The sequence below is a fragment of the Stenotrophomonas sp. STEN020 genome, from assembly GCF_056760195.1.
The window spans coordinates 1-18,783 of the sequence record NZ_JBRREI010000076.1; the positions used below are offsets into that span (position 1 = coordinate 1).

The 18,783-nt window shown below is 61.8% G+C and carries 17 protein-coding genes; 8 read left to right on the forward strand and 9 right to left on the reverse strand.

Annotated elements, in window-relative coordinates; genetic code table 11:
* The first annotated feature begins 357 nt into the window (after positions 1-357).
* Positions 358-1,476, forward strand: coding sequence for an alkene reductase (locus tag ACVOLZ_RS20535; protein WP_481517745.1), 1,119 nt, complete (start codon positions 358-360; stop codon positions 1,474-1,476).
* A gap of 353 nt (positions 1,477-1,829) precedes the next feature.
* On the opposite strand, the gene ACVOLZ_RS20540 is transcribed toward ACVOLZ_RS20535, so the two are convergent.
* Entirely contained in the window at positions 1,830-2,507 is a 678-nt protein-coding gene (locus ACVOLZ_RS20540) for a hypothetical protein (protein ID WP_481517746.1), read from the reverse strand.
* A gap of 289 nt (positions 2,508-2,796) precedes the next feature.
* On the opposite strand from ACVOLZ_RS20540, the gene ACVOLZ_RS20545 reads away from it, so the two are divergent.
* Positions 2,797-3,378: an ester cyclase gene (locus tag ACVOLZ_RS20545; RefSeq protein WP_481517747.1), complete on the forward strand. Its 582-nt coding sequence runs from the start codon at positions 2,797-2,799 to the stop codon at positions 3,376-3,378.
* Positions 3,379-3,493: 115 nt separating this feature from the next.
* Here ACVOLZ_RS20545 and ACVOLZ_RS20550 read toward each other — a convergent pair whose 3' ends face one another.
* Entirely contained in the window at positions 3,494-4,732 is a 1,239-nt protein-coding gene (locus ACVOLZ_RS20550; protein WP_481517748.1) for an MFS transporter, read from the reverse strand.
* A 96-nt stretch (positions 4,733-4,828) separates the two neighbouring features.
* Between ACVOLZ_RS20550 and ACVOLZ_RS20555 the strand changes: the two genes are divergently transcribed.
* Entirely contained in the window at positions 4,829-5,275 is a 447-nt protein-coding gene (locus ACVOLZ_RS20555; protein ID WP_481517749.1) for a winged helix-turn-helix transcriptional regulator, read from the forward strand.
* A gap of 385 nt (positions 5,276-5,660) precedes the next feature.
* Here ACVOLZ_RS20555 and ACVOLZ_RS20560 read toward each other — a convergent pair whose 3' ends face one another.
* From ACVOLZ_RS20560 to ACVOLZ_RS20590, 7 genes are all read right to left on the reverse strand, one after another.
* Positions 5,661-6,236, reverse strand: coding sequence for an Ltp family lipoprotein (locus ACVOLZ_RS20560; protein ID WP_481517750.1), 576 nt, complete (start codon positions 6,234-6,236; stop codon positions 5,661-5,663).
* Between the two features lie 265 nt (positions 6,237-6,501).
* Positions 6,502-7,893, reverse strand: coding sequence for a type II toxin-antitoxin system HipA family toxin YjjJ (yjjJ, locus tag ACVOLZ_RS20565; RefSeq protein ID WP_481517751.1), 1,392 nt, complete (start codon positions 7,891-7,893; stop codon positions 6,502-6,504).
* Between the two features lie 310 nt (positions 7,894-8,203).
* Positions 8,204-8,860, reverse strand: a complete 657-nt coding sequence (locus ACVOLZ_RS20570) for a hypothetical protein (RefSeq protein WP_481517752.1) — start codon at positions 8,858-8,860, stop codon at positions 8,204-8,206.
* 551 nt (positions 8,861-9,411) lie between these two features.
* Complete coding sequence (locus ACVOLZ_RS20575) at positions 9,412-10,092, reverse strand: hypothetical protein (protein WP_481517753.1); 681 nt, start codon at positions 10,090-10,092, stop codon at positions 9,412-9,414.
* Positions 10,093-10,189: 97 nt separating this feature from the next.
* Positions 10,190-11,026, reverse strand: a complete 837-nt coding sequence (locus ACVOLZ_RS20580) for a TSCPD domain-containing protein (protein ID WP_481517754.1) — start codon at positions 11,024-11,026, stop codon at positions 10,190-10,192.
* Between the two features lie 84 nt (positions 11,027-11,110).
* Entirely contained in the window at positions 11,111-11,917 is an 807-nt protein-coding gene (locus tag ACVOLZ_RS20585) for a histone (RefSeq protein ID WP_481517755.1), read from the reverse strand.
* 145 nt (positions 11,918-12,062) lie between these two features.
* Positions 12,063-14,216: an adenosylcobalamin-dependent ribonucleoside-diphosphate reductase gene (locus ACVOLZ_RS20590; protein WP_481517756.1), complete on the reverse strand. Its 2,154-nt coding sequence runs from the start codon at positions 14,214-14,216 to the stop codon at positions 12,063-12,065.
* A gap of 461 nt (positions 14,217-14,677) precedes the next feature.
* Here ACVOLZ_RS20590 and ACVOLZ_RS20595 point away from each other — a divergent pair, with 461 nt between their 5' ends.
* The 5 genes from ACVOLZ_RS20595 (at position 14,678) to ACVOLZ_RS20615 (ending at position 18,662) form a co-directional block, all read left to right on the forward strand.
* Positions 14,678-16,108 (forward strand): Do family serine endopeptidase, encoded by a 1,431-nt coding sequence (locus ACVOLZ_RS20595; RefSeq protein WP_481517757.1) that lies wholly within the window; start codon positions 14,678-14,680, stop codon positions 16,106-16,108.
* Positions 16,109-16,228: 120 nt separating this feature from the next.
* Positions 16,229-16,588 (forward strand): hypothetical protein, encoded by a 360-nt coding sequence (locus ACVOLZ_RS20600; RefSeq protein ID WP_481517758.1) that lies wholly within the window; start codon positions 16,229-16,231, stop codon positions 16,586-16,588.
* 5 nt (positions 16,589-16,593) lie between these two features.
* On the forward strand, positions 16,594-17,079 hold the full coding sequence (locus tag ACVOLZ_RS20605) for a phage holin family protein (protein ID WP_481517759.1): 486 nt from the start codon (positions 16,594-16,596) through the stop codon (positions 17,077-17,079).
* Positions 17,076-17,525 (forward strand): protein sip-5, encoded by a 450-nt coding sequence (locus ACVOLZ_RS20610; protein ID WP_481517760.1) that lies wholly within the window; start codon positions 17,076-17,078, stop codon positions 17,523-17,525. Before ACVOLZ_RS20605 ends, ACVOLZ_RS20610 begins: the two co-directional genes overlap by 4 nt.
* A 45-nt stretch (positions 17,526-17,570) precedes the next feature.
* Positions 17,571-18,662 carry an AI-2E family transporter gene (locus ACVOLZ_RS20615; protein WP_481517761.1) on the forward strand — a complete coding sequence of 364 codons (1,092 nt, stop codon included), beginning with the start codon at positions 17,571-17,573 and terminating at the stop codon, positions 18,660-18,662.
* Positions 18,663-18,783 lie beyond the last annotated feature (121 nt).

Consider the following 18,783-nt stretch of genomic DNA (forward strand, 5'->3'; position numbering starts at 1 on the left):
CCCCCCCCCCCCCCCGCCGCCCCCCCCCCCCCCCCCCCCCCCCCCCCCCCCACCCCCCCCCCCCCCCCTCTGGTGGGGCCCCCCCCCCCCGGCCGCCGCGCCCCCCCCCCCGCTCCTAAAAAAAACGACTCGGCTTCATCTCTCGCTGCTTACCGTCCGACCTGAACCTACGCTTCATCCGCAAACAGGTGCGGTCGGAAATCCGGAGCATTCCGCAAACCGCAACTCTGCTTTCCATCTCAGCGCGTTGTGAGCACCAGCGCGCATGCCCATGTCTTCAGGGTCAGCGGCTTGGCAGCCGCCGGGCCGCAGCTATCAGGCCATGCCCTCCCCCAATCGCTTTCCCGGAACACTGAAATGACCTCGCTTTTCGAACCGTACAAGCTTGCTGGAACCGCCCTTTCCAATCGTATCGTCATGGCGCCGATGACCCGCTCGCGCGCAGCGGACGACATCGCCGACGAGCGCGTGGCCCTGTACTACGCCCAACGCGCCAGCGCCGGCCTGATCGTCAGCGAAGGCACGCCGATCTCGCGCGAAGGCCAGGGCTACCTGTTCAATCCCGGCATCTATACGCCAGAGCAGATCGAAGGTTGGCGCCTGACCACCAACTCGGTACACGCGCTCGGCGGCAAGATCGTCGCGCAGTTGTGGCACGTCGGCCGTATGTCACACCCGTCCATCCAGGCCGACGGCCGCGCACCGGTGAGTGCCAGCAGCAAGCAGCCTGCCAACTCCAAGGCCTTTGGTTACAACGAGCAAGGCGTGCCCGATATGGTCGACCCGCCGGCACCGCGCCAGCTGACCACCGAAGAAGTAGCGCGGGTGGTGAACGACTTTGCCCAGGCCGCGCAGAACGCGATCGATGCAGGTTTTGATGGCGTGGAAATCCACGGCGCCAACGGCTACCTGCACGAGCAGTTCCTCAACCCACTGGTTAACGATCGCTGCGATCAATACTCGGCCAATACGCTGGAGAACCGCATCCGCTTCACGCTGGAAGTCATTGACGCCATCGTCGCTCGCATTGGCGCTGACCGCACCGGCATCCGCCTCTCGCCGTACGGCAACATCTTCGACATGCCGGCCTACCCGCAGACCGATGAGACCTACACTGCACTGACCGACGCCATCGGCAAGCGCAAACTCAGCTTCGTACACCTGATGAACCAGGCCGGCTATTCAAGCAGCGAGTCAGGCCAGGCCGGTTTCAACGCGTTGCTCAAGACCATCAAGAGCAAGCTGCCGGAAACCACCTTGATTCTTGCCGGTGGACTGAACCGCGACTCAGCCCAGCAGCTGATCAACCAAGGCCAGATCGACCTGGTTGGCTTTGGCGTACCATTCATCAGCAACCCGGATCTGGTCGAGCGTCTGCGCAACGGCTACCCGCTTGCCAAGGCCGACCCGACCACCTTCTATGGCGGCAATGGCAAGGGCTATATCGACTACCCGCCGTATAACGCTGCGGGCTGATCCCGCTTTTTGTAGGAGCGGCGTAAGCCGCGAAGCCAAAGAACCCAAAAGCCCAAGGATCTCTGCAATTGCATACCTCTTAGGTTCGCAAGGATTCCCAGCTTCGCGACTGACGTCGCTCCTACAATCTGCACGCTGCGCGGCAATGACGTGACCGCTCTTGTAGGAGCGGCGTAAGCCGCGAAGCTACGGTTCCAAACGCCGCGTGCAAGATGCAATTGCACAGCCCACAGGTCCACACAGGTTCCCGGCACCGCGGCTTACACCGCTCCAACAAACGCTATTCAATAGCTCCGCGAACTTGATGCGCATATCCCAGGTACGAATCACGGGCGCATCCAGGCCTGCTTCGCTCAGCCTTCTTCCTCGCACGGCGCATCATCCTTCAGCAGCGCAGGATCCACCGGCTTGGTTTCATCGATCAGCGCACGCTGCTCGGCTGTCGGACTTCCCAACCACCACACTTTGCAACGCGATACCAAGCGACCAACCATCTTGCCCTGACCGGGCTGGTAGAGCATTGCCAGCTGCTGCGTGTCGCACTGATGCGCCTGACACGCGGTGTAGAACCACCATGTCTCGCTACCAAGCGCCTTTGGCATACCGGGTGCGCTGGGGCCACTGAGCAGCCGGTCGCGCTGCGATGGCGCCTCCGGATCGGCGATGTCGCCCTGTGCGGCCTCTTTCAGCAGCGCATCGAATGCTGCAGTCACCTTGGGATCGGCACGTCCGCAGTTGTCCACGGTATTGCCACCCACAAGGGTAAAGAAGTGCGTCGCCAGCGGGTTTTCCTCGCAGCTGGGCTCGTGATCGAAAGCCGCGGGCGTCGGGGCATCGCCCTCGGGGTCGCCCTCTTCATAGGGGGAGGACTCGGTGTCCACGATTTCACCGGCAGGATCTGCACCGGGCTTGACGGGCGACTCGGGCACCGTAGTTGCAGCAGCGATGCCCTCAGCTTCACCTGCTGGCATCTGCTTGCAACCCAGCAGCAGGCCAACAAGCAACGACACTCCAAAAATCCGGACTTTCATGTTCCACCCCAAGTAATCAGTACGTTGCATCCATGTAGTTCCCGGTCACGCAGTGGGAATCGGCCGATTGTAGCTTCTGGTTCCTGAAATTGAATGCGCGGGGCTGGCAACAATACCGATACGTGAAGCGGCAAGAAGACGAAATCCTGCACCCTGGCCGCTTCACACACTCAAAACCAGGTGCGGCTCATTCTTCCTCAACTTCCAGCCTGCCCAGTCGGCTTTTGCGGCGACGGTTGGAACACCACGAACGTCGTTACCTCAGCACACACCTTGCAGGAGCCGTTCAATGAATGCCGTTAAACGAATCGCCTTCGCTGTTTCCGTTGCACTCACCACGGTTGTGACTGCACATGCTGCAGAGCCACCAACCAATAGCTGGCCCCCCAGCAAGGTGGGCGAAGCAACACCCGCAGTGCAGGGAATGCCGCCGGCCTTGGCCAGAAACCTGGCCACCTTCGATGACCTGGATTTCCGCGTCTACACAAAGCAGCAATGGGACGATCTGCACCTGAGTCACGCCAAGGACATCGTCGTGCACTACCCGGACGGCCACACCACCACCGGCTTGCCCGACCACATCAAGGAGCTGGATTTCATGTGGACCTTCGCACCCGACAACCGGATCACCGAGCACCCGGTGCGTTTCGGCTCGGCCAATGCCGAGTGGACAGCCGTCGCTGGCTTCATCGAAGGCACCTTCAGCAAGCCGATGGTGTTGGGCGACGGCACCGTGATCCAGCCCACCAACAAGAAGTATCGCCTGCCGATGGTCACCATTGGGCACTGGAATGCACAGGGGCAGATGACCGAGGAATTCCTGTACTGGGACAACGCCGCTTTCATGAAGCAGATTGGTGTTGGCAACTGAGGTCGATACCACTCCGTCCAACGTACCGATTTACGCACTGAAGCTTCGCTGTTGTGGCCCGGGTAGGCGCCACGCGCCCGGGCCACTGCATCCACCCATTGAGTAATGCTGTTCGCTACTGCAGCTGCTCAGGCATGTAGCGCCGAGTGACAAGCCAGAGCACTCCGGCAGCGCCACAGGTCGCTGCGCCCAGCATGCAGACGCCACTCCAGCCAGCCCGAGCGTACGTTGCCGTCGTGGCAATCGCGCCCGCCCCGCTACCGACCGCATAGAACAGCATGTACAACCCAACCAGTCGGCTATGTGCCTGTGACTGCTCGCGGAGAATCATGCTCTGGTTGCTCACGTGCAGTGCCTGCCCGCCCAGATCCAGCAGCACGATGCCGGCGGCTAGTGCCCACAGTGATACTGGCATCAACGACAGCGGCCACCAGGCGAGCAGCAACACCAACAAGGCCATCGCGGTGACGGTTTGACCTCGCCCGCGATCGACCCATCGGCCCGCACCAGTGGCACCCAGCGCACCGATCACGCCAACCAGTCCGAATGCACCAATAGCCGTATGCGAGTAGCCAAAAGGCGGCGCACTCAGCGGCAACACCAGCGCACTCCAGAAGATGTTGAATGCCGCAAACATCAACAATGCCAATACTCCACGGATCTGCAGCACCCGATCGTGTCGCAACAGTCGAGCCATGGAAGCAATCAGCTGCACGTAGCTCGTTGTCTCCGCGGTCGCGGGCAGGCGCGGAAGCCTGCGATAGAGGAAGCCTGCCAGCAGCAACATCACCAGTGCGGAAACGACATAGACACTACGCCAGCCGCCCAGATCGGCGATGCCGCCAGCAACCACCCGCGCCATCAATAGGCCGATGAACACACCTGCCTGCGCGGCACCGACTACCCGCCCGCGCTCGTTGTCGCCAGCAGCACTGGCGGCATAGGCAATCAGTCCCTGCGTCATCGCGGTGCCGAGCAGACCAATCGCCAGCATGCCCGCCAACAACAGCAACGATGACTGCGCCCAGGCCACCCACAGCAGCGCGACCACCAAGGCCAGCAGCTGGGTCAGCATCAAGCGGCGCCGCTCCAGCCTGTCGCCCAATGGCACGAGCAGCAGCAAGGCCAAGGCGCTGCCTATCTGGGTTGCAGTCACCACGCTGCCGACAGCAGCCAGGCTGATGCCCAGTGATGCCGCCAGCAGGTCCAGCAAGGGCTGCGCGTAATACACATTGGCCACGCACAGCCCGCTGGCGATCGCGAAAAGCCATACCAGACCTGCCGGCAGCGCATCGCCCGGCGCCTGCGTGGTGGCCTCGCGGTGTTCCAGGGAGCTTTCCAAAGGCAAATTCACGACCGACCCAGTCCAGTTGCAAATAGCAACCAGATAGATGCTAGCGGACAGTAGTTTTAAAATGCAACTACAATGGGCGCAGCCACAGGAGCCACCATGTCCCGCCGCAGCCCAGAAAACGACTCCCCTTGCCCCGTGGCACGCAGCCTCGACCTTGTTGGCGACCGCTGGTCACTGCTCATCCTGCGCGACGCATTCGACGGAGTGCGCCGCTTTGGCGACTTCCAGCGCGGCCTGGGCGTGGCCCGCAACATCCTTACCGACCGCCTGCGCAAGCTGGTGGACGCAGACATCCTGCAGCTGCACGCCGCATCGGACGGCACCGCCTATCAGGAGTACGTGCTCACGCCCAAGGGCGAGAGCCTGTTCCCCATTCTGGTTGCCCTGCGCCAGTGGGGCGAACAGCATCTTTACCAGTGCGGCGAACGCCACTCGCAACTGCTCGACAACCGCAGCGGCAAGCCGGTTCCGCTGATGCGGTTGCTGGGTATCGATGGAGCGTTCCTGAAACCGTCGGATACATGGGTGCGCAAGTTGGCGTGATGCCGGATTTACCCAGCGGGTATCTAATCACTGAGGACTGGGGCGACAAGACAGAGCATTGGCTTGGCCTGCGCTCCTGACTTTCACCCAACTCCGCTGGTCGCATCATCAGGACGCATTCTTGGCTGCTGTCCAGAACATTCGCGGTGCGCTTCAAGAACGCAGTAGAGCGTGAGGAACAGTGGAATTCCGACCAATCAACCTGCGCGACTGCACTTGACTTCCATCGACTCTGACAAGGCCGATCACATCCAGTCGTCACGCTCGCCAGAGCGGAAGCCCGACTCTGAAGTGACCAAGCATGCCTTGGTAATTCCCTTCTTCCAAAAAAAGGGGCGGAGCCGGAATCCGAATCCGCCCCCCCTTATTCAAGCCAAGGCAACTATTAGTTGCAAGCACCCGCTTGACGTGCGCCGTGAGTCGCTTGGCTCACAGTGTATTTCTCGCCAGCACTCGACGAGAGCTGCTCAATGAGCCCCTTGCAGGAGAAACCCTGCATGCTGAGATACTGCTGTGCGGACCTAACGGCCTGCTCATCCCAATTAGCATTCAGGCTATCCACCGCAACAGTGGCATCGGCAACACTGTAACCCTCTCCAGCATCTGCCGAGAGTTGGTGAATAAGTCCGTTCCGCGAGAACCCTGCCATGCTCAGGTATTGCTCCGCAGAACGGGACGCATTCTTCTGAGGCCCGGTCAGGCTATCCACCATGGCATTTTCGTTCTTCGCGCCAGCCGCAGCACCATCCTGCTTAACGGTCTCAGCTTGCGGGTTGGCGGCCTTTGCTGCTTCAACTCGCGCAGCCTCTTCCTTCTTCTTGTCAGCACGCTCTGCGGCCAGCTTCTCGCGCTCAGCAGCTTCAGCGGCCTTCTGCTCGGGCGACTTCGTCGCCTGAATGATCATTCCCAGTGCAATGAGACCCACGAAAGCAATAAAAATCCATTTCAGAAACTTCTTCACACTTCCCCCTTCACTTGTTATAGAACTTTTTCAATGCATGTACCGATGATGCCGCGAACGCAACCTGCCCATTAGGCAACCTTTCGCCGTAAAAGCGATCAGCCGACAATAATCCAGCTCGAGACCATGACTGTCAAACGCCAGAGTTCTCTTCGCTGAGGTCGCCCCCCTCAACGCAGAACCTGCGGATATCGGGCGACCCAAGCCCACCTGTCAACCAAGGGCCAGTGCAAAAACCCGACCCTGAATTGACCCCGGTTTTCTTTCAGCTGCCGAAGCGCTGGGCGTAGCGGCGGACCACCTCGATGTTCTGCCGAGCCATGGCCTGAATATCCAAGGCAACCTCTGCATCCGCAACCTGCTGCCAGAACTGCACGGCCAACTGCGCAGCCCACGCAATGAATGCCGCTGGCCCGGCCCTGCTGGGCGCATTGATGCTTATCAGTGCGGGTACGCGAACATTTCCGCTCTGCGCAGATGGGGCCATATACATCGGCAACATGTCGTAAGCCGGGCACAGAGGCAGCAGGCCACTGTCGACCAACTGGAAACCGATGTTGCCGAGATGCATGTCGGTATTGCCGATGAATCTGCCGAACCAATGCAACCGCGCCATGTTCTGGGCGGTGTCGCGGCTGACCAGTCGCTCACCAACGAGCTGTTCCCCGGCCAGACCCCAGTCGCGCGGTCCCTCACCGATGAAGGCTGCACCCAGCGCCAACAACGAAACGAAACCGCGCCTGCCCAATACGTCCGCAGTGCGGTCAAACCGCTCTACTTCAAGGAATACGTGTTCGTCGCTGCGCAGCAACTGCGTGCGGGCAGCCGGAAAGCCTGCCTCGCGCAGCGTGGCCAACGCCAGATGCTCACAGATGAGCAGATCCGCCCAACGTGCACCCAACGGGTTCAACGATGGCAGTGCGAACTTGACCAACGCAGCGTAGCGACCAGTAGCGGTAACAACGGTGGCCGTGAACTTGGGCTGCTCGCCACCTGGAGATGAGCCTACGTCCTCGCCATCGAGGGCGTCCCTGGCGCGTATGGCGTAGACCTCGTGCCGGCTGCCCATGTCCACCCGATCCGGTGGCGCATCCACATCCAGCAACGCACGGTCGATGGCGGCCTGCCCCAACAGCAGGTCGCCGACACTGGTGCCGCCATGCAGGATGCCGAGCAGATTGTCGCGCGACTGCCAGCTCTTCAGGTCCACGGGCACACCCAATGCCCGACCCAATCGATGCGCCATGGAACGGCCGAGGAAACCTTGCGGGCGCACGTCATCCAGAAACCAGGGCAGCCCAGGGAAGTAGCCCGCCGGGCCATCCACTTGTCGCATGAGGTTCGGATGATCGCCCGTAGGTTCAAAAAGGAAGCTGTCTCCACGCAGCGCGTGCAAGCTGCCCAACTCTTCCATGTTGGCGTCCGGGCCCATCCGGTAAAGCGGCCACGTGTTCGGCCGGACCAGAGCCGTGGCTACGTAGGCCGTTGCGCGCGCCTTGCCAACCCGGCGCACCTGATCACCGGCTTCGGCTACCAAACGCGACAGGACGGGACGGGAGACGGCCAGCTTTTCGACCAACTCGCCGGCCGGCACCGGATCACCGCTCTGAAGCAGATCAAGCAGCTGCAGGACGCTGGCTGAGGAAGGACGGGCCATGATCAGCGCTCATTTCTTTACGATTCAAGAAACGATACTGCCAGCCGAGAAATACTTCAATCCATTGATAAAGTTAGAAATTACCTTCAACGACAGGGCTACAAGTCGATAATTTCTTTACGATTCATCAGCTCCAAGGCGTGGACCATCGCGCACCTGCTGCAGTAAATCCAGCTGATTCCATAAAGCCAGCAGCACCTAGCGAACGAAGGCCAGAACAGAAACGCCGACTCTGATCCCGATCCCTACGCGTTGAGCCAGAGCGAAAACCTCGCCTTGGCTCCAGACTACCGCCGCTGATCAAGCTCGATCAGGTCAAGCCCAGTGTTTGCGACTTCAGCTCTTCCTGGCACTGTTCACCGGAACGCTTCAAGCGCGCCTTGAGCTCGGCGGCGCTGTTTCCAAGCAACTGCTCGTGGCTGGGTGCGTCATCGCTGTACTCCGGGACCCGCGCGCAGAAACCCTCCGCCACAAGCTTGCCCGTGCGCGTATCGATCAAACGCAGTTTCACGCTGTAGATGACCCGATAGTTGTTCCAATCGGTCGGGAAGTACGCAAAGCTCCAGTTGACGGTCTGGACATCAAGCAGCAAACCCGCGCCGGGGTATTGCTTGGCCATCGCAGCAGGATTGGTCGAGTCCAGCAGGCCATCCGCCAAGCGCACTGGCACGGACAATTTCTCCGCCAGCGCCCGACTGAGTCCATCCGCAATCGCTACGGCCGGGTCTTCGATCTGGTTCTCTCTCACAATCGTATTTCCGGCGGAAATAATGGCGGCAGCACCGATCAAGCCAAACCCCGCCTTGCCGGCAGTCACCGCACCAAACGATGGCAACTCCCGCTTGCTGACGATCACCGTCTGATGCCTCGCCTGCTGCAGCGTTGGCATATCCGCCTTGACGGTTTTTGTGCTGACACAGGCAGGCAACATGCAAACTACGAACAGCGCGATAAGAACATGCCGCATACATCCCCCTGGTTGAAATGGAATGCCGAGGCTCCATCACCCCCTTCCCCAAGGATCTGGAAATGCACTCGGCGCTGGATCATATCCAATATTTGCCCCGGAGAAATGCACCTTTATAGCCAGGGCAAACTGGGCGCACCCGGGACCGTAAGAGTCGATGGACCGAGTTCAAGGGGAGCCGACACCCACACTACTTCGTCGCCAACAACCACAAAGGGCCAGAGCGGAAACCCGACTCTGACCCTGTTTTCCGATCTTTTTCGCGCAGATTGACTATTTTTGGGAGCGGCGTAAGCCGCGAAGCACGTACATCATCAGATCACACAAATGCCGAGGGCTTCAGCAATGTCAGCTTCGCGGCTTACGCCGCTCCCACAAGCAACCAGCTTTCTTGCTTTAACGGAAGTGCACCTGCTCCCCTTCGTCCGGCTGATACTGGCAATCCAAAGCACATCTAACAACAAAGGGCCAGAGCGGAAACCCTACTCTGACCCGTGTTTTCCCTTGGTCGCTGCACTCCGGGTGCGCTGTGCTTACCCAGGCTACCTCTCTCACTTGCGTGTCTTTAGAACGAGCCGCCCTACTTCCGACGTTTGAAGCAACGAAACGCCACCATCCGTCGGATTGAAAAACACGTAGACGTCACCAATTCTTCCCGCGAAATTGTGGCCTTTCAACTCAGCAGAGGGTGCGACGAGCAGAATGCCTGTCCGGCTCATAACCACATCATTGGCCTCCCGCTTACCAAGGTAGTGGGCCCCGAGAGAAACATAGAATATTGAAAACGCAACGTAAGGCAGAAACTCTGCATCGCCTATGATTTTGAGGATCCGGGGCGACCGATATGCCATCCAGATCGATATCCACGTCGCTAGAATTCCGACAACTAGATACCAACCAAAATCAACAAAAAGGCAAAGAGCTATCAGCAGCACTGAAAAAGCGCAAACGACGAGAGCGGCCAGGACCTTTCTCTCCTCTAGATAGCTACCGATCTCTTTCCCCAAAGAACTTCCAATCAATGCGGCGATGAACATCATTGCAATAGTTGCCCCGACCGCGGTCATTCCGACCACAGCTAAGCCACTGGCATCTCCGAACTGGAACGGATCCAAACGAAAGCGACCCCAATATGATTTGAGGTATATAACACCTTGAACCAACCCAAATCCCAGCAGCACAGATCCCCATGCCAGTATCTGCGCGCTCGACAATGACACCTTATTCGACACACCCACTCCTCCATCCTTAGTTTTTTACTCCCCAAAAAAGGTTGGGCCAGGCTCGATAATGCGCCTGGCCCAACCTCTCACCGAAATCCCAAGCCTGTCACCCGCACTTGCTATATCCACAATTCAAGCAAGTCTGGCAGCCATCCATGATCACAAGCGCCTTGGTGCTGCACTTGTGGCACATGGTGGCGGCGGCTGGGAAGCTGCCGTTGTCGGCGCTTTCGGGGTCGGCTTCAAGCACGAAAACCTCAGAAGCTACCCCTCCCTGGCCCTCCCCTTCGCTTTGCGAAAGGGAGGGGGCGAGCGCGGCGCTTTGCGCCGGTGCTGCGATTACTTCACTGTTTTTTTTTGAGCGTTCTTCGAACTGCTTGCGCTTTTCGGCGATCAGGGCGCGCTGGTGGGCGCTCATTTCCGGGTCGTGCAGCAGGCCGATGGTCTTCATGTGCTCTTCGACGATGGAGCCGAGCTCGGCGACCAGCGACGGCATGTACACGCCGCCGGCCTTGAAGTAACCGCCCTTCGGGTCGAACACGGCCTTCATTTCGTCAACGATGAAGGTGACGTCGCCGCCCTTGCGGAATACGGCGGACATGATGCGGGTCAGCGCCACGATCCACTGGAAATGCTCCATCGACTTGGAGTTGATGAAGATCTCGAACGGACGGCGCAGCTCGTGCTCGGTGCCCTGGTTGAGCACGATGTCGTTGATGGTCACGTAGAAAGCGTGCTCCACCAGCGGTGATTTGATCTTGTAGGTGCTGCCGATCAGCACTTCCGGGCGCTCGATGCGCTCGTGCATGTGCACGATGTTGTCGATCGTGGATTCGTCCTGGGCCACCGTGGCCGGGGCCTTGGCCGCTGCTGCTTCACGGGCTTTGTCGTCCGGGGTGACGACGGAGTAACCCTTGATTTTCTTGTCGATCTTGACGGCCATGGTACGAATCCTGGTTATACGTTGTGGTGCTGCGATGCAGGTGGCAGCAACCCCGTCCTTGCGGGACGGGGTGCGCGGTGCGGCTTACTTGCGGGTCGCCTTCTTGGCGGCCTTCTTTACTGCGGTGGCCTTCTTGGCAACCGTCTTCTTTGCGGTAGCGGCCTTCTTGGCCACGGTCTTCTTGGTCAGGGCAACCTTCTTGGCAACCGTCTTCTTGCTGACGGCTACTTTCTTGGCGACCTTCTTTTCAGTGGCCTTCACCGTCTTCTTGACGGCGGCGACCTTCTTGGCGGCCTTCTTTTCGACCTTCTTCACTGCCTTCTTGGCAGCGGTGGTCTTCTTGACGACAGCCTTGGCAATCTTCTTCTCGGTGGCCTTCACCGACTTTTTGGCGGCGGCAGCCTTCTTGCTGACGGCCTTGGCGACCTTCTTCTCTGCAGCCTTCACCGTCTTCTTGGCCGAGGCGACCTTGGTAGCGGCCTTCTTCTCGACCTTGGCAATGGCCTTCTTGGTCGCCGCGCGCTTGCCGGCGCCCTTCTTCTTCAGCTCGGTGGCCTCAGCCTTGGCGTTGGCCTTGGCGGCTTCCAGCTTCTGGCGGACGGAGGCGACCTTCTTCTTTACTTCCTTCTTTGCCGCGCTGGCTTTCTTGGCGACAACCTTCTCAGCCTTCTTGACTGCCTTTTCAGCCTTCTTGACGGCTTTCTTGACCTTGGCAACCTGCTTCTTGGCGCCGGCCTCGACCTTCTTTGCACTGGCCTTCACTGCGACCACGGCGTCGCTGGCGGTTGCCGCGATGCTCTCGCCGGCGTGGGCGACGGTTTCCTTGACGGTTTCTTTCACGTTCTCGGCAACCTGGGTTACGGTCGCGGTCACACCATTACCATTGCTCATAAAGCCCTCCTAAGGGCATCGGGTCTGTAATGTGGCGATGCTATATCGAAGCCGATGCAACGTGAAACAAGCGCGCAACATGAAGGTGACGGCAAAACCACCGTCATGCCCTCCCAGCGCGCGGCAGGGAGGGCGATGAAGGCACTTAGAACTTGCCGTAATAGCCTTCTTTCAGTGCATCGAACAGATTGGCGGCGGTGTGCATTTCGCCGTCGTACTCGATCTGCTCGTTGCCCTTGACCTCTACCGTCTGGCCGTCTTCCAGCTCGAAGCGGTAGGTGGTGTTTTCCAGATCCGCTTCCTTGACCAGCACGCCCTGGAAGGCAGCCGGGTTGAAGCGGAAGGTGGTGCAACCCTTCAGGCCCTGCTCGTGGGCGTAGCGGTAGATGTCCTTGAACTGCTCGTACGGGTAATCGGTCGGTACGTTGGCGGTCTTGGAGATCGAGCTGTCCACCCACTTCTGCGCGGCGGCCTGCACGTCCACGTGTTCCTTGGGCGAGATGTCGTCGGCGCTGATGAAGTACTCCGGCAGCTTGGCGTCAACCTCGTCGGAGAACGGCATGGCCTTGTCGTTGACCAGCTGGCGGTAAGCCAGCAGCTCGAACGAGAACACGTCCACCTTTTCCTTGGACTTCTTGCCTTCGCGGATCACATTACGGCTGTAATGGTGCGCGAACGAGGGCTCGATGCCGTTGGAGGCGTTGTTGGCCAGCGACAGACTGATGGTGCCGGTCGGGGCAATGGAGCTGTGGTGGGTGAAGCGCGAACCGACCGTGGCCAGTTCTTCCACCAGCTCCGGGGCCACCGTGGCCACGCGCTGCATGTAGCGGCTGTAGCGGGCGTGCAGCACCTTGCCGGCGATCTTCTGGCCGAGCTTCCAGCCGTCCTTCTTCATTTCCGGACGCTGGCGCAGCATCGCGGCGGTGACCGGGAACTGCTCTTCCATGATCGGGGCGGCGCCCTTCTCACGGGCCAGTTCCAGGCCGGTTTCCCAGCCAGCGACGGCCATGTCGCGGGCGATGGCTTCGGTGAATTCGCAGGACTCGGTGCTGCCGTACTTCATCTGCAGCATGGTCATGGTGCTGCCCAGGCCGAGGAAGCCCATGCCGTGGCGGCGCTTGCGCATGATCTCGTTGCGCTGCTGTTCCAGCGGCAGTCCGTTCACTTCGACCACGTTGTCGAGCATGCGGGTGAACACGCGCACCACTTCCTTGTACTCGTCCCAATCGAACGAGGCCTTGTCGGTGAACGGGTCACGCACGAACTTGGTCAGGTTCACCGAGCCAAGCAGGCAGGCGCCGTACGGCGGCAACGGCTGCTCGCCACAGGGGTTGGTTGCACGGATGTTTTCGCACCACCAGTTGTTGTTCATCTCGTTGACGCGGTCGATCAGGATGAAACCCGGCTCGGCGTAGTCATAGGTGGAGACCATGATCATGTCCCACAGGTGACGGGCACGGATGTGGCCATACACCTTGCAGGCCACCAGGCCGTCGTCGCGGACGATGTAGTTCTCGTGGGTCGGCCATTCGCGCCACACCACTTCCTCACCGCTGGACGGGTCCAGCTCGGCCTGTTCCTTGGTGTTGATCGGGAACACCAGCTGCCAGTCGGCATCGGTGTTGACCGCGTCCATGAAGCCGTCAGTGATCAGCAGCGACAGGTTGAACTGACGCAGGCGGCCGTCTTCGCGCTTGGCGCGGATGAAGTCCTTAACGTCCGGGTGGGATACGTCGAAGGTGCCCATCTGCGCGCCACGACGGCCACCGGCCGAGGACACGGTGAAGCACATCTTGTCGTAGATATCCATGAAGGACATCGGCCCGGAGGTGTAGGCGCCAGCGCCGGCAACGAAGGCACCGCGCGGACGCAGGGTGCTGAACTCGTAGCCGATACCGCAGCCCGCCTTCAAGGTCAGGCCCGCTTCGTGGACCTTCTCAAGAATGCCGTCCATCGAGTCGGTGATGGTGCCCGACACGGTGCAGTTGATGGTGCTGGTGGCCGGCTTGTGCTGCTGGGCGCCGGCATTGGAAGTGATGCGGCCAGCCGGGATCGCGCCGCGGCGCAGGGCCCAGGCGAAACGCTCGTACCAGTAGGCGCGCTTGTCGTCGGTGGCCTCGGCGTCAGCCAGGGCACGGGCCACGCGCAGGTAGGTGCCGTCGATATCGGCATCCAGCGCTTCGCCCGCCTTGGTCGTGAGGCGGTACTTCTTTTCCCAGATGTCCTGCGAGGCAGGTTGCAGAGGGATCATGTCCGACTTGGTTTGATTGCTGACCACTTCCAGACGCACCGTACTCATGATTGTGGAAACTCTCCTGGGGCACCTTGCGGTGCGATTTTTCTTTTCCCAAACAGGCCAGGCAGCAAAGACAACGACGCGCAGGCGCGTATTTACGCGCCTGTCGGCGGGATGAGGGGATTCCGGGAAATACCGGTTTTCTGCATCACTGTCGCGGTCATTGCACGCCTTCCGTTGGGGTGCTTGCACCCCGAGCACTAAACCCTACTGCTTGGGGACGCTTTTCACATCAACCCAACATCTAGTGGGTGATGACCCGGCCAAGCTTACCCACCCACGGGGTGATGTCAAACGAAAAATCAGCCGTCGGGCTATTGCATTCCCTGCAGGGCTTGGGCCTCTTGGGATTGCGGCAATGCAGAAGTTTCATTGCCGATTTAGCTGCCCCCCGCCACACTCGTGTTCAGCAACCCGCCCACCCCGGCGCCGCCCTCGGGCGCCCCCGCATGGAACCCCCGGCAATGCGACCCATCCCGACCCTGCTGACCCTGGCCCTGGCCGCCGCCTTTGGTGGATTCACCGTCTCCGCCATCAATGCCCACCTGGACAACCGCGCCGACGCTGCCTCACTGAGCACGGTATTGCCCACCACCGCCGCGCTACCGTCCGCGGTCGCCGGGCAGGCGGTGCCGTCGCTGGCGCCGATGCTGGAGCAGGCCATGCCGGCCGTGGTCAGCGTCAATACCAAACAAGTGGTGCGGGTACGCAACCCCTACTTCGATGACCCGTTCTTCCGCCGCCTGTTCCCGCAGGTGCCACAGGAGCGCATCAACGAGTCACTGGGCTCGGGCGTGATCATCGATGCAGCGCGCGGCTACGTGCTCACCAACCACCACGTGGTCGAGAACGCCGACGACGTACAGGTCACCCTGGCCGACGGCCGCACGGTCAAGGCCGAGTTCCTCGGCTCGGACCGCGACACCGACATCGCCCTGATCCGCATCCCCGCCGAAAAGCTCACCGCGCTGCCGCTGGGTAACAGCGACCAGCTGCGCGTGGGCGACTTCGTGGTAGCGATCGGCAACCCGTTCGGCTTCAGCCAGACCGTCACCTCGGGCATCGTCTCGGCGGTGGGCCGCAGCGGCATCCGCGGGCTGGGCTACCAGAACTTCATCCAGACCGATGCCTCGATCAACCCGGGCAACTCCGGTGGCGCACTGGTCAACCTCAACGGCCAGCTGGTCGGCATCAATACCGCCAGCTACAACCCGCAGGGCAGCATGGCCGGCAACATCGGCCTGGGCCTGGCCATTCCGTCCAATCTGGCCCGCGACGTGGTCGAGCAGCTGATCACCAAGGGCGTGGTGGTGCGCGGCACGCTGGGCGTGGAAACCCAGAACCTGACGCCGCAGATCGCGCAGGGGCTGGGCCTGGAAGAGGCGCGTGGTGCACTGGTGACGCGGGTGCTGCCCGGTTCCGGCGCAGCGGCGGCCGGTGTAAAGGCGGGCGACGTGGTCACCGCGATCAACGGGCAGCGTGTGGACAGCGCGCAGGCCCTGCATAACTTTGAAGGTCTCTCCACGGTGGGCCGCACGGTCGATCTGGAAGTGCGCCGCGACGGCAAGCCGCTGCAGCTCAAGGCCACCTTGAAGGAACAACCGCGCGCAGTAGCCGGCGACACGCTGGACCCGCGCCTGAGCGGTGCAACCTTCGCCGATCTGCCCGAATCACTGCGTCAGGCCGGCATCAACGGCGTGCTGGTCAGCGAAGTGGCACGCGGCAGCCGCGCCGCGCAATCAGGTTTGGCCAGTGGCGATGTGATTCTTGCAGCCAGCAGCGGTGCGTTCACCGACCTCGCCGGCTGGCGCGCAAGCTTCGGCCAACGCCCGCCGCAGCTGGTGTTGAGCATCCTGCGCGGTGGCAGCCAACGTGGCCAATTGATGATGCGATGATGCTCAAGTGAGCAACTTGTTGTGCCGGCGTAACGTTGTTTACACCCGGCAACTGCTATTTGTTGAGTTCTGTTGCAACCGCGCGCCATCTGGCGCACCCGCTGAAACCAGGAGATCACGATGAGCCCCACCAATACCGAGAACATGAAGGACCACCTGGGCGAGGCTGGCGCACACCTGAAGTCCGCCGCTTCCGCCGCTGGCTCGGCCGTCAAGGGCGCTGCCGGTGCTGCCAGTGACGAACTGCGTCTGGGCAAGGCCAACATGAAGGCCGAACTGTCCGACAGCGCGCTGTCCGGCCTGGCTGCCGCTGAACTGGGCGGTGCCGCTGCCAAGGAACAGGTTGATGCACTGATGGACAAGGGCAAGGACCTGCTCGACAGCGCCGCCGACCTCATCCGTGAGCGTCCGCTGGCCTCGTTCGGCGTGGCCTTCGCCGCAGGCTGGATCATCGCCAAACTCGCCCGCAGCAACGACTGATCGGCGTGAGCGATAACGCAACACCGCCTACTGGCGACGATTCCACCCCGGGCCAGGCGCCCGGGCTGGAAGAAAGCATCCGTCAGGTTGGCGCGGCCGGCCGGCAGACGCTGGACTCGGCTTCCAACACGCTGCGCTCCCTGCGCAGGCTGGCTTCGGCCGACCTGGCCTTGGCGCGCAGCGCGTTTGGTCGTTCATTGGCGTGGAGCGGCGTGGCCATCGTATTCGGCGCCTCGGCGTGGCTGCTGTTGGCAGCCACCGCGGTGGCAATGCTGCAATACATGGGCTTGTCGCTGTTCGTCTCGCTGCTGATCCCCACCCTCACCAGCCTGGCCGTCACCGGCTATGCGATCTGGCGGGTGTCGTACTTCTTCCACCACACCGGCATGCATGCCACCCGCCGGCAGTTGTCGCGGCTGGGCTTGTTTGATGAGCCCGATGGCGAAGACCCCGATGCCGAAGTGAAGATCCCCGGGGAGCACACACCGTGAATTTTGAAGCCCTGCAACGCCGTGTACGCCGCGCTGAAGCCGTGGTGCAGGTGCGTGGCGAGGAAGCCACCCAACACTGGAACCAGCTCAACCAGAGCTGGCGCAGCGCGTGGACGCCCGGCCGCATCGTGGTGGTCGGTCTGGCCGGCGGCTTCCTGGCCGGAAAGCTGGAACCCGGTGGTGCCTTCAGCGGCAGCCGCTGGCTGCAGATGATCGGCTCGGTGTCCGGGCTGGTCAGCAGCGCGCAGGCATCGGTGGCCTCGTTTGCCGCCGCTGCGGCTGCGGCGGGCGTGATGGCCGGGCAGGCTGCGGCCGATGCTGATGAAGGCGACGACGAGAGCGACGAGGACGGCACGCCGCCGCCCGCCGCTAACGCCACCACGGCGCGCAGCAACAGCACGCCACCCGGCCCCGCCGAAGCGGCGACAGAACTGTCAGAATCCTGAGCACGGCGCTCTTGCGCGCCGTTCCGTTCACGGAGCGCTGCCCGCATGTCTGACCCGTTGCCCGAAGCCACACCCCGCCCCACTGAAACCCCTGCTCCACGCCCACGCGCCCCTGTCTCGCTGGTGGTGCTGGCGACGCTGGCAGTGGGCTATACGCTGTGGGCCGCGCAGGAAGTAATCCTGCCGGTGCTGTTGGCGATGTTCTTCGCGCTGATCGGCAACCCCATCATCCGCCTGCTGCAGAAACTGCACCTGCCGCGCTTTCTCGGCGCACTGCTGGTGTTGGCGGCGGGCCTGGCTGGCAGTGCCGCACTGACCGTGCAATTGGCCGGCCCCGCCACCGAATGGGTGCAGGAAGCGCCGCAGCAGATGCGGCAGATCTCGCGGCAGGTGCAGGACTTCGTCAAACCGGTGCAGCAGGCCAACCTGGCGGCGGAGAGCTTCGCCCGCGCTGCCGGCGGCGAAGGCAACCGCAAGGTGCAGGTGATCCGCACCCAGCTCGACGATCCCTACAAAGCACTGGTGCGCACGCCCAAGCTGGCCGCCTCGGCGCTGGCGGTGGTGCTGCTGACCCTGTTCTTCATGATCTACGGCGAAAACCTGCAGCGGCACGTGATCGCGCTGCTGCCCAACCGCCAGCAGAAGCGCTTCACCGCCGAGATCCTGCGCTCCATCGAGCGCGAGCTGTCGCGCTACGTGCTGACCATCACCATCATCAACGTCGGCCTGGGCCTGATCCTGTCCGGCGTGCTGATGCTGCTCGGCATCGCCCTGCCCGAGGCCCTGCTGTGGGGCACGGTGGCCGCGCTGCTGAATTTCGCCCCGTATGTCGGGCCATTGATTGGCATCGTGCTGATGCTGCTGATGGGCTTCGTCGAATTCCGCGATCCACTGACTGCCTTGCTGCCGGCGCTGGCCTACCTGGCCCTGCATACGCTGGAGGGGCAATTGATTACGCCTATCGTGCTCGGCCGGCGCATGGCGATATCGCCGCTGATGCTGATCCTGGCGCTGATGTTGTTCGGCTGGCTGTGGGGCATGGTCGGCCTGCTGCTGGCAGTACCGCTGCTGGTCTGCGTGAAGCTGGTGCTGAGCCGCGTGGACGGCATGCACGGCTGGGCAAAGCTATTGGAGTAGGCGCTGTTTTTTTGTAGGAGCGGGGGGGGGCGGGGCGGGGGGGGGGGGGAGGGGGTGGGGCCAGAGTGGCCCGCGTGATGGGGGGGGGTGGGGGGGGGGGGGGGGGCGGGGGAGAGCGGGG

Coding starts and splice junctions, on each gene's coding strand:
- ACVOLZ_RS20535 (WP_481517745.1), top strand. CDS start 358: ATGACCTCGCTTTTCGAACCGTACAAGCTTGCTGGAACCGCCCTTTCC.
- ACVOLZ_RS20540 (WP_481517746.1), bottom strand. CDS start 2,507: ATGAAAGTCCGGATTTTTGGAGTGTCGTTGCTTGTTGGCCTGCTGCTG.
- ACVOLZ_RS20545 (WP_481517747.1), top strand. CDS start 2,797: ATGAATGCCGTTAAACGAATCGCCTTCGCTGTTTCCGTTGCACTCACC.
- ACVOLZ_RS20555 (WP_481517749.1), top strand. CDS start 4,829: ATGTCCCGCCGCAGCCCAGAAAACGACTCCCCTTGCCCCGTGGCACGC.
- yjjJ (WP_481517751.1), bottom strand. CDS start 7,893: ATGGCCCGTCCTTCCTCAGCCAGCGTCCTGCAGCTGCTTGATCTGCTT.
- ACVOLZ_RS20570 (WP_481517752.1), bottom strand. CDS start 8,860: ATGCGGCATGTTCTTATCGCGCTGTTCGTAGTTTGCATGTTGCCTGCC.
- ACVOLZ_RS20580 (WP_481517754.1), bottom strand. CDS start 11,026: ATGGCCGTCAAGATCGACAAGAAAATCAAGGGTTACTCCGTCGTCACC.
- ACVOLZ_RS20585 (WP_481517755.1), bottom strand. CDS start 11,917: ATGAGCAATGGTAATGGTGTGACCGCGACCGTAACCCAGGTTGCCGAG.
- ACVOLZ_RS20590 (WP_481517756.1), bottom strand. CDS start 14,216: ATGAGTACGGTGCGTCTGGAAGTGGTCAGCAATCAAACCAAGTCGGAC.
- ACVOLZ_RS20595 (WP_481517757.1), top strand. CDS start 14,678: ATGCGACCCATCCCGACCCTGCTGACCCTGGCCCTGGCCGCCGCCTTT.
- ACVOLZ_RS20600 (WP_481517758.1), top strand. CDS start 16,229: ATGAGCCCCACCAATACCGAGAACATGAAGGACCACCTGGGCGAGGCT.
- ACVOLZ_RS20615 (WP_481517761.1), top strand. CDS start 17,571: ATGTCTGACCCGTTGCCCGAAGCCACACCCCGCCCCACTGAAACCCCT.